Annotated in this window: 12 protein-coding genes; 8 read left to right on the plus strand and 4 right to left on the minus strand. The window is 74.3% G+C overall.

The genetic code is table 11. The features are described 5' to 3' along the window. Nucleotide 1 precedes the first annotated feature (1 nt). From sufC to ACVJO7_RS21035, 4 genes are read right to left on the minus strand one after another with little or no spacing between them, the layout of a single operon-like run. Complete coding sequence (sufC, locus tag ACVJO7_RS21020) at nucleotides 2–763, minus strand: Fe-S cluster assembly ATPase SufC (protein ID WP_344030091.1); 762 nt, start codon at nucleotides 761–763, stop codon at nucleotides 2–4. 30 nt (nucleotides 764–793) lie between these two features. Beyond that, a complete protein-coding gene (sufD, locus tag ACVJO7_RS21025) occupies nucleotides 794–1,996 on the minus strand; it encodes a Fe-S cluster assembly protein SufD (protein WP_491674300.1) in 1,203 nt (400 codons plus the stop codon). Then, nucleotides 1,993–3,429, minus strand: a complete 1,437-nt coding sequence (gene sufB, locus ACVJO7_RS21030) for a Fe-S cluster assembly protein SufB (RefSeq protein WP_344030094.1) — start codon at nucleotides 3,427–3,429, stop codon at nucleotides 1,993–1,995. Before sufB ends, sufD begins: the two co-directional genes overlap by 4 nt. Further along, a complete protein-coding gene (locus tag ACVJO7_RS21035) occupies nucleotides 3,413–4,360 on the minus strand; it encodes a helix-turn-helix transcriptional regulator (protein ID WP_491674301.1) in 948 nt (315 codons plus the stop codon). The genes sufB and ACVJO7_RS21035 overlap by 17 nt, the downstream gene beginning before the upstream one ends. 138 nt (nucleotides 4,361–4,498) lie before the next feature. On the opposite strand from ACVJO7_RS21035, the gene mptB reads away from it, so the two are divergent. The 8 genes from mptB to ACVJO7_RS21075 all read left to right on the plus strand — a co-directional run bounded on the left by mptB (nucleotide 4,499) and on the right by ACVJO7_RS21075 (nucleotide 13,149). After that, nucleotides 4,499–6,121 carry a polyprenol phosphomannose-dependent alpha 1,6 mannosyltransferase MptB gene (gene mptB, locus ACVJO7_RS21040; RefSeq protein ID WP_491674302.1) on the plus strand — a complete coding sequence of 541 codons (1,623 nt, stop codon included), beginning with the start codon at nucleotides 4,499–4,501 and terminating at the stop codon, nucleotides 6,119–6,121. After that, nucleotides 6,118–7,029 (plus strand): ABC transporter ATP-binding protein, encoded by a 912-nt coding sequence (locus ACVJO7_RS21045; RefSeq protein ID WP_491674303.1) that lies wholly within the window; start codon nucleotides 6,118–6,120, stop codon nucleotides 7,027–7,029. Before mptB ends, ACVJO7_RS21045 begins: the two co-directional genes overlap by 4 nt. Continuing rightward, nucleotides 7,026–7,805, plus strand: coding sequence for an ABC transporter permease (locus ACVJO7_RS21050; protein ID WP_344030102.1), 780 nt, complete (start codon nucleotides 7,026–7,028; stop codon nucleotides 7,803–7,805). The genes ACVJO7_RS21045 and ACVJO7_RS21050 overlap by 4 nt, the downstream gene beginning before the upstream one ends. Nucleotides 7,806–7,955: 150 nt before the next feature. Then, the gene (locus ACVJO7_RS21055; RefSeq protein WP_491674304.1) at nucleotides 7,956–9,125 is read left to right on the plus strand and encodes a DUF418 domain-containing protein; all 1,170 of its coding nucleotides are present in this window, start codon (nucleotides 7,956–7,958) and stop codon (nucleotides 9,123–9,125) included. 44 nt (nucleotides 9,126–9,169) lie between these two features. Continuing rightward, entirely contained in the window at nucleotides 9,170–10,156 is a 987-nt protein-coding gene (locus ACVJO7_RS21060; protein ID WP_491674305.1) for a COX15/CtaA family protein, read from the plus strand. Between the two features lie 158 nt (nucleotides 10,157–10,314). Continuing rightward, nucleotides 10,315–11,349 (plus strand): LolA family protein, encoded by a 1,035-nt coding sequence (locus tag ACVJO7_RS21065; RefSeq protein WP_491674306.1) that lies wholly within the window; start codon nucleotides 10,315–10,317, stop codon nucleotides 11,347–11,349. A gap of 10 nt (nucleotides 11,350–11,359) precedes the next feature. Continuing rightward, complete coding sequence (locus ACVJO7_RS21070; RefSeq protein WP_344030112.1) at nucleotides 11,360–12,298, plus strand: ABC transporter ATP-binding protein; 939 nt, start codon at nucleotides 11,360–11,362, stop codon at nucleotides 12,296–12,298. After that, entirely contained in the window at nucleotides 12,295–13,149 is an 855-nt protein-coding gene (locus tag ACVJO7_RS21075; protein WP_344030115.1) for an ABC transporter permease, read from the plus strand. Before ACVJO7_RS21070 ends, ACVJO7_RS21075 begins: the two co-directional genes overlap by 4 nt. Nucleotides 13,150–13,191 lie beyond the last annotated feature (42 nt).

Genomic DNA, 13,191 nt, shown 5'->3' on the forward strand with positions numbered 1-13,191 from the left:
ATCAGACCGCCGCGGCCTTGGTGAACCGCTCGTAGCCGCTGCGCTCGAGCTCGTCGGCCAGCTCGGGACCGCCGGACTCGACGATCCGGCCGCCGGCGAACACGTGCACGTGGTCGGGCCGGATGTGGTTCAGGATCCGGGTGTAGTGCGTGATCAGCAGGACGCCGGTCTCGCCGCCCTCCCGGTACCGGTTCACGCCCTCGGAGACGACGCGCAGGGCGTCGACGTCCAGGCCGGAGTCGGTCTCGTCCAGGATGGCGATCTTCGGGTGCAGCAGGCCGAGCTGCAGCACCTCGTGCCGCTTCTTCTCGCCGCCGGAGAAGCCCTCGTTCACCGAGCGGTCGGCGAACTCGGCGGAGATGTCCAGGTCGGACATCGCCTCCTTGACCTCCTTGACCCAGGTGCGCAGCTTCGGCGCCTCGCCGCGCACCGCGGTGGCCGCGCTGCGCAGGAAGTTCGCCATCGACACGCCCGGGACCTCGACCGGGTACTGCATGGCGAGGAACAGGCCGGCCCGGGCCCGCTCGTCGACCGCCATGTCCAGGACGTTCTCGCCGTCCAGGAGCACCTCGCCCGAGGTGATCGTGTACTTCGGGTGCCCGGCGACCGCGTAGGCCAGCGTGGACTTGCCCGAGCCGTTCGGGCCCATGATCGCGTGCGTCTCGCCCGCGCGGACGGTGAGGTTCACCCCGCGCAGGATCTCCTTCGGACCATCCTCGGTCTCGACCGAGGCGTGCAGGTCCTTGATCTCCAGAGTGGACATCTGTGGGTGGCTCCGTACTTCGTGTGGTGGTCAGGCGCCGGTCAGGGCGAGCTCGGCCTCGACGGCCGCCTCGAGCCGCTCGCGCAGCTCGGGAAGGGTGATCTTGTTCAGGACCTCGCCGAAGAAGCCGCGGACGACCAGGCGCCGGGCCTGGTCCTCCGGGATGCCGCGGCTGCGCAGGTAGAACAGCTGCTCGTCGTCGAACCGGCCGGTGGCGCTGGCGTGCCCGGCGCTCACGATCTCACCGGTCTCGATCTCCAGGTTCGGCACCGAGTCGGCCCTGGCGTGCTCGGTGAGCACCAGGTTCCGGTTGAACTCGAACGTCTCGGTGTTCTCCGCGGCGGCCCGGATCAGGACGTCGCCGATCCACACCACGTGCGCGGAGTCGCGCGAGTCGCTCTGCAACGCGTTCTTGTAGAGCACGTTCGACTTGCAGTTCGGCACCGAGTGGTCGACCAGCAGCCGCTGCTCCAGGTGCTGGCCGGCGTCGGCGAAGCCGAGGCCGAGCAGCTCGGCGTCACCGCCGGGGCCGGCGTAGCCGACCGTCGACGAGATGCGCACCAGGTCGCCGCCGAGCTGCACCGTGGTCGCGCGCAGCGTGGCGTCGCGGCCGATGCTGAAGTGCTCCGAGCCGACGTGCACGGCGTCGTCGTTCCACTCCTCGGTGACCACCAGGGTCAGCTGGGAGCCGTCGGCCAGTACCACCTCGGTGTTGTCCGCGAGCACCCCCGAACCCCGGTGCTCGACGACGACCGTCGCCCGGGTGTGCGGGGTGGTGCGGATGTGCAGGTGGCCGGCCGCGGTGGCGCCCTCGCCGGGGCCCTCCACGACGACGGTCACCGGCTCCGGTTCGCCGTCCAGGGTCACCAGGGTGGCCTCACCGAAGGCCGACCAGGCGGCCGCGGCGACCCGGTCGAACGGGACACCGCCCTCGCCGATCCGGGCGTCGTCGCGCCCGACCTTCTGCACGGTGACGCCCGCGGTCTCGGTGACCGTGACCGGCGCGACCGCCTCGAACGCGGCCGAGCCGTCGTGCAGGCCCTTCAGCCTGCGCAGCGGGGTGAACCGCCAGTTCTCCTCGCGCCCACCGGGGACCTCGAAGGCATCGACGTCGAACGACCGGAACCGCTCGCCCGCCGAGGCGATCGGCACCTCGCCCTGGCCCTCCTTGGCTCCCTTCAGCTCGGGCGCGAGGCCGGCGACATCGCCGCTGACAACTTCACTGGCCGTCATCCGACGGAACCCTCCATCTGCAGCTCGATCAGCCGGTTCAGTTCCAGCGCGTACTCCATCGGCAGCTCGCGGGCGATCGGCTCGACGAACCCGCGCACCACCATGGCCATCGCCTCGTCCTCGGTCAGACCGCGGCTCATCAGGTAGAAGAGCTGGTCGTCCGAGACCTTCGAGACCGTGGCCTCGTGGCCCATCGACACGTCGTCGTTGCGGATGTCGACGTAGGGGTAGGTGTCCGACCGGGAGATCGTGTCCACCAGCAGCGCGTCGCACTTCACCGTCGAGCGGGAGTTCTTCGCCCGCGGGTTGACCTGGACCAGGCCGCGGTAGGACGTGCGGCCGCCGCCGCGGGCGACCGACTTCGACACGATCGTGGACGACGTGTTCGGCGCCAGGTGCACCATCTTGGCGCCCGCGTCCTGGTGCTGGCCCTCGCCCGCGAAGGCGATCGAGAGGACCTCGCCCTTGGCGTGCTCGCCCATCAGCCACACGGCCGGGTACTTCATGGTCACCTTGGAGCCGAGGTTGCCGTCGACCCACTCCATGGTCGCGCCCTCCTCGGCCTTGGCGCGCTTGGTGACCAGGTTGTAGACGTTGTTCGACCAGTTCTGGATCGTGGTGTAGCGGCAGCGGCCGCCCTTCTTGACCACGATCTCCACCACGGCCGAGTGCAGCGAGTCGGTCTTGTAGATCGGCGCGGTGCAGCCCTCGACGTAGTGCACGTAGGCGCCCTCGTCGACGATGATCAGCGTCCGCTCGAACTGGCCCATGTTCTCGGTGTTGATCCGGAAGTAGGCCTGCAGCGGGATGTCGACGTGCACGCCCGGCGGGACGTAGATGAACGATCCGCCCGACCAGACCGCCGAGTTCAGCGCGGAGAACTTGTTGTCCCCGGACGGGATGACCGAGCCGAAGTACTCCCGGAACAGCTCCGGGTGCTCCTTCAGCGCGGTGTCGGTGTCCAGGAAGATGACGCCCTGCTGCTCGAGGTCCTCGCGGATCGAGTGGTAGACGACCTCGGACTCGTACTGCGCCGCGACACCGGAGACCAGCCGGGCCTTCTCCGCCTCCGGGATGCCCAGCTTGTCGTAGGTGTTCTTGATGTCCTCGGGCAGGTCCTCCCAGGTGGCGGCCTGCTTCTCCGAGGAGCGGACGAAGTACTTGATGTTGTCGAAGTCGATCCCGGACAGGTCGGAGCCCCACCGCGGCATCGGCTTCTTGCCGAAGATGTCGAGCGCCTTCTGCCGGAACTCGAGCATCCACTCGGGCTCGCTCTTCAGGCGGGAGATGTCGGCGACGACCTCGGAGGACAGGCCACGCTTCGCGATGGAGCCCGCCTCGTCGGAGTCGGCCCAGCCGAAGTCGTACCGGCCGAGCGCCGCGATCGTCTCCTCCTGGGTGAGCTCGGTGCGCACATCAGGAGTGGTCGTCATACGGACTGCCTCCCTTTCGGGGACCGTGGTGGGGGGAGGTCCCGCCGTCGGCGGGACCTCCTTCTTCGTGCGCCTGCCGCGCCTGCGCCGTGGGTTGCCGATCCACGGTGGCCGGGCGGTGGGCCTGTTGCTGCACCGGCCGGTCGCGCTGCTCGGGGGGCCGTGGGTCCCCCGCCGCGGGCCGGCGCCTGTCGTGGTGCGTCGCCCGTCCGAGGTGTTCGGGATCCTCGAGCGGGACGTGTGTGGTGCACGCGGCGTCGCCGCGCGCGATCGTCGCCAGCCGCTGCACGTGGGTACCCAGGAGATCGGCGAAGGCACGCGTCTCGGCCTCGCAGAGTTCCGGGAACTCGGTGGCGACGTGCGCCACCGGGCAGTGGTGCTGGCAGAGCTGCACGCCGAGCCCGCCGCGGCGGGTCTGTGCAGCGTAGCCGCGGGCGCTCAGCACCCGGGCCAGCGCCTCGGCGCGGTCCTGCGGTGCGGCGGGTGCGGTGACCGAGTCCATGTCGGCCCCGAGCAGGTCCCGCACCCGGCGGCGGGCGAACGCGTCGACCGCCTGCTCGCCCGCCGTCTCGGCGAGGAACCGCAGCGCCGAGGTGGCCAGGTCGTCGTAGCCGTGCCCGAAGCGGACCCGGCCGGTGTCGGTGAGCAGGTACTCCCGGGCCGGACGGCCCCGCCCGCGCGGGCGGGCCGATCGCGCCGGAGCCCGGACCTCCGCCTCGCCGTCGGCGATCAGCGCGTCCAGGTGCCGCCGCACGGCGGCCTCGGTCAGGGTGAGCTCGCCGGCCACGACCGCGGCCGTGACCGGACCCTGCTCCATCAGCACCCGCGCCACCGCGGCCCGGGTGCCGGTACCGGACCCGGGCAGCACCGCGTCGGACCCGTGCCCGCAGGCCGGGTCCTGGCGCGTCTGCGCGGTCCGGTTCGTTTTCACAACACCAGTGTTGCGGATATACCCGCAGTCGGCAAAACCGCCCCCGCTCCGGGTGACCGGGCTCACCCCTCCGTCCGGTCGCGGCCGGTGAGGACCGGTACCCGGTGCCGGGAGGTGCCCCCATTAACCTTCGTGGTCATGGTGACGCCCGAGGTCGCCCCACCCGGGCGCGACGACTCCCCCAGGAGCGCGGAGCCGTCGGCCGATCCGGACGGGCCCCGCTCCCGGGAGCGACCGGCGACCCGGCGCGGACTGCGTGACCAGGCCCGGATCGCGCGGCGACTCGGCCTGACCGGCGCGATCCTGATGGGCATCAGCGCGCTGGGCTCCGGCGCGTTCCCGGTGCCGAACCCGCTGCACGGCCTGCGGGTGATCGGGCTGCCCGCCCGCAACGTCACCCTCGCGATCGCCGTCACCTACGCCGGCCTGCTGATGGTCGTCACGGCCTGGCTCTGGATCGCCCGGATGCTCACCGCCCGCGGCGCCCGGCACCCGGCCCCGGAGCGGCGCGAGCTGGGCCGCACCGCGCTGCTGTGGGGGCTGCCGCTGGCGCTGGCGCCGCCGATGTTCTCCAAGGACATCTACAGCTACCTGGCGCAGAGCGCGACGCTGGCCCGCGGGATCGACCCGTACTCGATCGGCCCGGCGCAGGCGCTGGGCATCGACGATCCGCTGACCCGCGGGATCCCGACGATCTGGCGGGACACCCCGGCCCCCTACGGTCCGCTGTTCCTCGGGCTGGGCCGGATCATCACCGCGCTGTCCGGCGAGAACGTGGTGCTCGGGATCATCGAGCACCGGATCCTCGCGCTGCTCGGCGTCGCCCTGCTGGTCTGGGTGCTGCCCCGGCTGGCCGCCCGGTTCGATCTCGACGCCGGGCTGGTGCTGTGGCTCGGCGCCGCGAACCCGCTGGTGCTGTTCCACCTGGTCAGCGGGATCCACAACGAGTCGATCATGATCCCGCTGATGCTGCTCGGGCTCTACGTGATGCTCGGCCGCGACGACACGGTGCAACCCTGGTGGAAGATCACGCTGGGGGCGGCGCTGCTGGTCGCGGCGGCGTCGGTCAAGCTCCCGGCGCTGGTCGCACTCGGCTTCGTCGGCGTCTACCTGATCCGGCGGCGCGGCGGGCGCCTCGTCGACTGGGTGGTGATGACCAGCTGGCTGACCGCCGTCGCGGCGGTGGTGTTCTCGTTCTTCAGCTTCGCCACCGGACTGGGCTTCAACTGGCTGCGCGGGCTGTCCGCGCCCAGCGAGATCCTCAGCTGGATGTCGGTCAGCACCGACGTCGGCCTGCTCGCCGGGCAGGTCGGCCGGCTGGCAGGGCTCGGCGACCACACGACCGCCACGCTGACCCTGGCCCGCGGGCTGTTCGCGATCCCGATCGCGGTCATCGTCGTCGTGCTGCTGCTCGCCTGCCTGCGCGGGCGGGTCGATCCGGTCACCGCGACCGGGGCCGCGCTCGGCGCCGTCGTGCTGCTCGGCCCGGTCGTGCACCCCTGGTACCTGTTCTGGGCGCTGCTGCCGCTGGTCGCGACCCGCGCGATGCCGCACTACCGGCGCGCGATGCTGCTGCTCTCGGCGTTCCTCGCGCTGGTGGTGCCGCCGACCGGGGCCGACTTCATCTTCCGCGGGTTCCAATTGCCGCTCGCGGTGATCGCCGGGCTGGTCATGTTCGCGCTGTCGCTGCTGGTGGTGCGGCACGTGTTGCGCGCCCCGGCCGGTACGGCCGCCGCACCGGAACCGGAACCGGCCCGGTGAGCGCCGCGCTCGAGGTACGCGACCTGGTCGTCCGCTACGGCCCGGTCACCGCGGTCGACCGGGTCGACCTCGATCTGGCCCGCGGCGAGGTGCTCGCGCTGCTCGGCCCGAACGGGGCCGGGAAGTCCAGCACGGTCGAGGTCTGCACCGGCTTCCGCCGGGCCGACGCCGGTACCGTCACGGTGCTCGGGCGCGACCCGGGCGACGAGGCCGTCCGGCCGCGGGTCGGGGTGATGCCGCAGGGCGGCGGCGCCTACCCGGCCGTGCGCACCGGCGAGATGCTGCACCTGGTCGCCGCCTGCGCGGCGCACCCGATCGATCCCGACCACCTGATCGACGTCCTCGGGCTGCGGCCGCGGGCCGGCACGCCGTTCAAGCGGCTCTCCGGCGGGGAGCAGCAGCGGCTCGCACTCGCCTGCGCCGTCGTCGGGCGGCCGGAGCTGGTGTTCCTCGACGAGCCGACCGCCGGGCTGGACCCGCAGGCCCGGCACCTGGTCTGGGAGCTGGTCCGCGCGCTGCGCCGGGACGGGGTGGGCGTCCTGCTGACCACCCACCTGATGGACGAGGCCGAGCAGCTCGCCGACGACGTCGTCATCCTGGACAGCGGCCGGATCGTCGCGCAGGGCTCCCCCGCCCAGCTCACCGCGGGCGACCAGACCGAGCTGCGGTTCCGGGCCCGCCCCGGGATGGACACCGCGGGCCTGGACCTCCGGCTCCCGCACGGCTACGCGACCAGCGAGACCGCGCCCGGCCGGTACCGGGTGCAGGGCCGGATCGATCCGGCCGCGCTGGCCGCGATCACCGCCTGGTGCGCCGATCAGGGGGTGCTCGCCGACGACGTGCAGGTGGTGCGGCGCAGCCTGGAGGACGTCTTCCTCGACCTCACCGGACGGGAGCTGCGCTCGTGACCGAACGGTTCCCCGCCGGGACCTTCGCCCCCGATCCGGGCCGCGGCGACACGCTGACGATGCTCCGCGCGCAGGGCGGCCTGGAAACCCGGCTGGCCCTGCGCAACGCCGAGCAGGTGCTGCTCACCCTGCTGATCCCGGCCGCGCTGCTGGTCGGGCTCACCCTGATCCCCGCGCTGCCCTCGCCGGAGCCCCGGATCAGCTGGTTCCTGGCCTCGATGCTCGCGCTCGCGGTGATGAGCTCGGCGTTCACCAGCCAGGCGATCGCGCTCGGCTTCGACCGCCGCTACGGGGCGCTGCGCAGGCTCGCCGCGACCGCGCTGCCGCGCTGGCTGCTGGTCTGCGGCCGGCTGGTCGCGGTCGCCGTGGTGGTGCTGCTGCAGGTGCTGATGCTGACGGCGCTGGCCGCCGCCCTCGGCTGGACGCCCGCCGGTGCCCGGATCGACGGCGTGCTGGTCGCGGTGCTGCTGGGCGCCGCGGCGTTCGGCGCACTGGGCATCCTGCTCGGCGGGACGCTGCGTGCCGACATCGTGCTCGCGGTCGCCAACGTCGTGTGGTTCGTGCTGCTGCTGGCCGGCGGGATCCTGGTCCCGGTGGCCGACCTGCCCGGCCCGCTGTCCGCGGTGGCGCCCTGGCTGCCGTCGGGCGCGCTGGCCGACGCGCTGCGGGCCGCACTCGGCGAGGGCCGGTTCCCGGCGATCGGGTCGCTGCTGGTGCTCGCCGGCTGGGCGGTCGCCGCCGGTCTCGCCGCGGCCCGGCTGGTCCGCTGGCGCTGATCCTCCCCGCACCGGAAGAGGGGTCGTCGATCGACCTCGGTCGGCCGCGATCGTGACTTCCGGGGGATCCGGTTCGTCCGGTCCACCGTCATGATCGGGTCCGGCCGGGGCCGTCCACCGCCCGGCCGGACGACGAGGAGGCACCCGGCCATGACCCACGAGACCGAGCGCGCGCCGCGGCCGGCGACCGGCCGGTTGCTCGCGCCGGACCTGGCGCGGGGCGCGATGCTGCTGCTCATCGCGATGGCCTACGCCGGGGTGTACGCCGCGGTGCCGTTCGGCACCGCGACCGCGGGTGCGGCGCCGGTCGACCGGATCGCGGCCGTGCTGACCACGCTGCTGCTGGACAACCGGGCGTTCCCGATGTTCGCGATCCTGTTCGGCTACGGCCTGGCCTGGTCGGTGGCCCGGCAGCAGCGCGGCCGGGGCGGCCGCGAGGTCCCCGGGCCGGAGATCAGGCGGTCGGTCCGCCGCCGGGGCCTGTTCCTGGTGCTGTTCGGGCTGGTGCACGCGATCCTGGTGTTCCCCGGCGAGATCCTCGCCTCCTACGGCCTCGCCGCGCTGCTCACCGGATGGCTGCTGTTCCGGTCGGACCGGACCGTCCGCCGGGCCGCGCTGTGGTTCGCCGCCGGCTACGCGGTGACCGTGCCGATCGGCATGATCGGCCTCTGGTCGATGACCGCCTCCGGCGCCGCCGCGGAGGTGATCCCGGGCTACACCACGGCCGGTGACTGGATCGCCCGGATCGTCGGCGCCCCCGTCACGCCGCTCTACGTCGGGCTCGCCTATCCGCTGCTGCTGCTGGTCGTGCTCGGCTACCTGGCCGCCCGGGCCGGCCTGCTCGACGACCCGGCGGCGCACCGCCGCACGCTGGGCCGGATCGCCGTGGGCGGTGTCACGGTGTCCGTGCTGGGCGCGGTGCCGGCCGTCCTGGTGACCACCGGGGTGCTCGACCCGGGCGGGGTGACCGGCGGCCTGCTGCTCGCCCTGCAGGTGCTGACCGGGGTCGCCGGTGGTGCGGGGTACGCGGCGACGTTCGCGTTGCTCGGGCTGCGCCTGCAGGGCCGGCCGGGCCCGCTGGCCGGCGCGGTCGCCGCGATGGGCCGCCGCTCGCTGACCTTCTACCTGCTCAACTCGGTGCTGGTGGCGGTCGTGCTGCATCCCGATCTCGGCGGCCTCGGTCGGTACGTCGGCAACGCCGGTGCACTCCTCGCCGCGGTCGCGGTGTGGCTGGTGTCGCTGCTGGTCGCGGCCCGGCTGGAGGCCGCGGGCCGGCCGGGACCCGCGGACGCCCTGATGCGCCGGCTGGTGTCCCGGTAACCGGACGCGGCAGCCGTTCTTCTACCATTCGTAGTGTGTCCAGCGTGACCGGTCTCCTCCGCCGTGTGCCGTCCACCCCGCCGGTGCTGATGCGCGGGCTGTCGATCGCGAACCTGGTCGCCCAGATCGGGATCGGGGTGACCGGCTCGGTCGTGCGGGTCACCGGTTCCGGGCTGGGCTGCTCGACCTGGCCGCAGTGCGAGCCGGGCAGCATGGTGCCGGTCTCGCACGCCGAGATCGCGCCGCTGCACATGTGGATCGAGTTCGGGAACCGGCTTCTCGGCATCCTCGTGGTGCTCACCGCCGGGGCGACCCTGCTCGCGGCGCTCTGCACCCGGCCGCGCCGGCGCCGGCTGACCGCGCTCGCGCTGGCCATGCCGATCGGCGTCGTCGCCCAGGCGGTGATCGGCGGGATCACCGTGCTCGCCGGGCTGGCCTGGTGGACGGTGATGCTGCACTTCCTCGCGTCCATGGTGCTGGTGTGGTTCGCGGTGCTGCTGGTCACCGCCACCACCGAGGACGACGGCCCGGTCACGTTCACCGTCCCCGCCGCCGGTCGCGGCCTGGTGCTGTTCTCCACCGCGGTGCTCGCGGTGCTGCTGGTCGCCGGCACCCTGGTCACCGCGGCCGGTCCGCACGGCGGCGACCCGGACACCCCGCGGCTGGCCGTCGACATCCCGCTGCTCACCCAGATCCACGTCGACGCGCTGTTCCTCTATCTCGGCGTTCTGGTCGGCATCGGCTTCCTGTTCCGCGCGGTCGGTGCGCCGGCCGCGCTGAACCGGCGGTACGCGACGCTGATCACCGTCGTGCTCGCCCAGGGGGTGCTCGGCAGCGTCCAGTACGCGCTCGGGGTGCCGGAGCTGCTGGTGTCGCTGCACGTGCTGGGTGCCGGTCTGGTCACCGCGGCCGCGGCCTGGATGTGGGCCGGCACGGCCACCCGCCCGGCGCCGCCCGCCCCGCTCCCGCGCACCGCGGATCCCGCCCCCGGCGGCCGCCCGCTCGCCGGGGCCTCGGCCGACGCGCCCTGACCCGTCCCGGCCGCGCGCCGCTGCGCCGCTGCGCACCGGTCCGGCACGGGCCCGGCACGGTCCTGCACGGTCCTGCACGGTCCTGCACGGTCCTGCACGGTCCTGCACGGTCCTGCACGATCCTGCACGATGCTCCCGTCGTACGGCACCCTGGTGACATGACGTCCGATCCCCCGGCCGATCCCCCGGGCCGCCGGCTGCGCCGCGGCGGGATCGCCGCCGCGCTCACCGCGGCGGTGGCCGTCGCGCTCACCGCGGGCCTGGTCACCGCCCGCGCCGCGGCCGCGCCCGAGCTGCCGCCGGTGACCGCCGAGGAGCTGGTCGCCTCCGTCATCGGGGCGGAGCCGGTCGCGCTCGCCGCGACCGTCTCGGTCGACAACCGGCTCGGCCTGCCCGCGCTGCCCGGCGCCGGATCGGACCTGCTCGCCGAGGGCACCTCGACCGCCCGGGTCTGGTCGGACGGCGCGGGCGGCGGCCGGGTGGCGCTGCCCCGTCCGGACAGCGAGCGCACCTACGTCCGCGGCGGCGGCACGACCTGGGTCTACGACTCCGCCGACCGGGTCGCCACCCGGATCCCGGCGCACGCCGACCGCCCGGAGCGCGCCGGGACCGATCCGCAGGCCGCCGCCCGGGAGATCGTGGCGGCGCTGCGCGACACCAGCACCGTCGCCGTCGACGGCACCACCGAGATCGCCGGCCGCCCGGCCTACACCCTCGTCCTCACCCCGCAGCCGGGCGAGCGGACGGTGCTGCGCGAGGTGCGGGCGGCGGTCGACGCGCAGACCCGCACCCCGCTGGAGCTGACCGTGCTCGGCGCGGGCACCGATCCGGTGCTCCGGATCGGCGTCGACGAGATCGGGTTCGGCCCGCAGGATCCGGCGCTGTTCACCTTCGTCCCGCCACCCGGCGCGCAGGTCGAGGACGCGCCACCGCCCGCCCCGGCCCCGGCACCGCGCGAGGGTGCGGCACCGGCGGTCGTCGGCGACGGCTGGGACACCGTCGCCGTGTGGACGGGCCCGCTGCCGGAGGACGCGCGCGCCACGATCGCCGGGATCGGCACCCCGGTGTCCGGGCCGTGGGGCACCGGCCACCAGGTCACCACGAACGCGGGCTCCGCGATCGTCACCGACGACGGCCGGTTCGCCGCCGGGGCGGTCGGCACCGACGTCCTCGGCGCCGCGCTCGACCGGTGAGCGGCGGTCGATGAGCGCGGTCCCGTCCCCCGCCCCGGACGGGCCCGCCGCCCGGGTCCGGGAGCTGCGCAAGGTGTTCGGCCGGGTCACCGCGGTGGACGGCGTCGATCTCGACGTCCCCGCCGGGTCGGTGTTCGGCATGCTCGGCCCGAACGGCTCGGGCAAGACCACGCTGATCCGGATGCTGCTCGGCCTCACCCGGCCCACCTCGGGCACCGTGCAGCTGCTCGGCCGCCCGGTGCCCGGCGGGCTGCCCGCCGCGCTGCCCGACGTCGGCGCGCTCGTCGAGGGTCCCGGGTTCCATCCGTTCCTGTCCGGCCGGGAGAACCTGCGCCGGGTCGCGGCGCTCGAACCGAGGCTGACCGGCCCGGCGATCCGGCCCGCGGTGGACGCCGCGCTGGAGCGGGTCGGGCTCGCCGGGGCGGCCGGGCGCCGCTACCGCGGCTACTCGCTGGGCATGAAGCAGCGGCTCGGGCTGGCCGCCGCACTGGTGGTGCCGCGCCGGCTGGTCGTGCTCGACGAACCGACCAACGGGCTCGACCCGGCGGGCACCCGGGAGATCCGGGCGGTGGTCGCCGACCTGCGGCGCTCCGGGGTCACCGTGCTGCTGTCCTCGCACCTGCTGTCGGAGGTGGAGGCGGTGTGCACGCACGTCGCCGTGCTCAAGCGGGGCGCGCTGGTCGCCTCCGGCGAGCTGCACCGGCTGCTCGACGCGGTCGCCGGCGGCTGGGAGATCGGCACCACCGACGTCGGCGGCGCGCTGCGGGTGCTGCGCGGGGCCGGGGCGAGCGCGCGGGCCGACGACGGCGGGGTGGTCGTCGACGACGGGCCGCCGGCGCCGGAGCTGTTCGCGGCGCTGGTGCGGGCCGAGGTCCCGGTGCACGGGCTGCGCAGGCAGCGCCCCGACCTGGAGACGCTGTTCACCCGGATCACCGAGGGGGACGGGTGAGCGGCGCGGTGCCGGTCCGCCCGGTCCCCTGGTCGCGGCTGCTCGGCGCCGAGCTGCGCTGGGTGCTGCGGCGGCCCCGGACGCTGGTCGGGCTGGGCCTGTTCGCGCTGGTCCCGGTGCTGATGGCGGTCGGCATCGCGCTGTCCGACGGCCCGTCGCGCAGCCTGCTGTCGCAGGTGACGGGCAACGGGCTGACCCTGCCGGTGGCCGCGCTGTCGGCGCTGCTCACGCTGCTGCTGCCGCTCGCCGTGGCGGTCGCCGCGGCCGACGCGATCGCCGGCGAGTCGCAGCACGGCACCCTGCGCGGGCTGCTGCTCGCCCCGGTCGGGCGGCTGCGGCTGGTCGTCATGAAGGCGTTCGGGGTGCTGGTGGTGGCGGTGCTGGCGGTCGCCGCGGTCGTCGTGTCCGGCACGGTCGCCGGCTGGGTGCTGATCGGGCCGCCGGTGGTGCCGCTCGTCGCGGGTGACGGGGGTGCGCTGGTCAGCCTGTCCGGATCGGTGCTGCCGCTCTCCGACGCCGCCCAGCGGATCGGGCTCGCCGCGCTGTGGACGCTGGGCCAGCTGGCCGCGATCGGCGCCGTCGCGCTCGCCGTGTCGGCCTGCACCGAGCATCCGCTGGTGGTGCTGTCGTCGGTGCTGGGCGGGCTGATCCTGACCGGGGTGCTCGCCGCGATCCCGGCGCTGGAGCCGCTGCGCCCCTACCTGATCACCACCGGCTGGGACGCCGTCGCCGACGTGCTGCGCGATCCGCTGCCCTACCGCGGGCTGGCCGCGAGCACCCTGGTCGCGCTCGGCCACCTGCTGGTGGGGGCGGTGGTGCTGACCGTGCGGATGCGGCGCCGGGACGCCTGAGGGCATGATCGTCGGCAGCCACCGACCACGACGACGAGGAGG

Source organism: Pseudonocardia sp. DxW, assembly GCF_058448985.1.

Excerpts from the sequence above, each read along its gene's own strand:
- sufC (WP_344030091.1), bottom strand. The coding sequence starts at position 763 with ATGTCCACTCTGGAGATCAAGGACCTGCACGCCTCGGTCGAGACCGAG.
- sufD (WP_491674300.1), bottom strand. The coding sequence starts at position 1,996 with ATGACGGCCAGTGAAGTTGTCAGCGGCGATGTCGCCGGCCTCGCGCCC.
- sufB (WP_344030094.1), bottom strand. The coding sequence starts at position 3,429 with ATGACGACCACTCCTGATGTGCGCACCGAGCTCACCCAGGAGGAGACG.
- mptB (WP_491674302.1), top strand. The coding sequence starts at position 4,499 with ATGGTGACGCCCGAGGTCGCCCCACCCGGGCGCGACGACTCCCCCAGG.
- ACVJO7_RS21055 (WP_491674304.1), top strand. The coding sequence starts at position 7,956 with ATGACCCACGAGACCGAGCGCGCGCCGCGGCCGGCGACCGGCCGGTTG.
- ACVJO7_RS21065 (WP_491674306.1), top strand. The coding sequence starts at position 10,315 with ATGACGTCCGATCCCCCGGCCGATCCCCCGGGCCGCCGGCTGCGCCGC.
- ACVJO7_RS21070 (WP_344030112.1), top strand. The coding sequence starts at position 11,360 with ATGAGCGCGGTCCCGTCCCCCGCCCCGGACGGGCCCGCCGCCCGGGTC.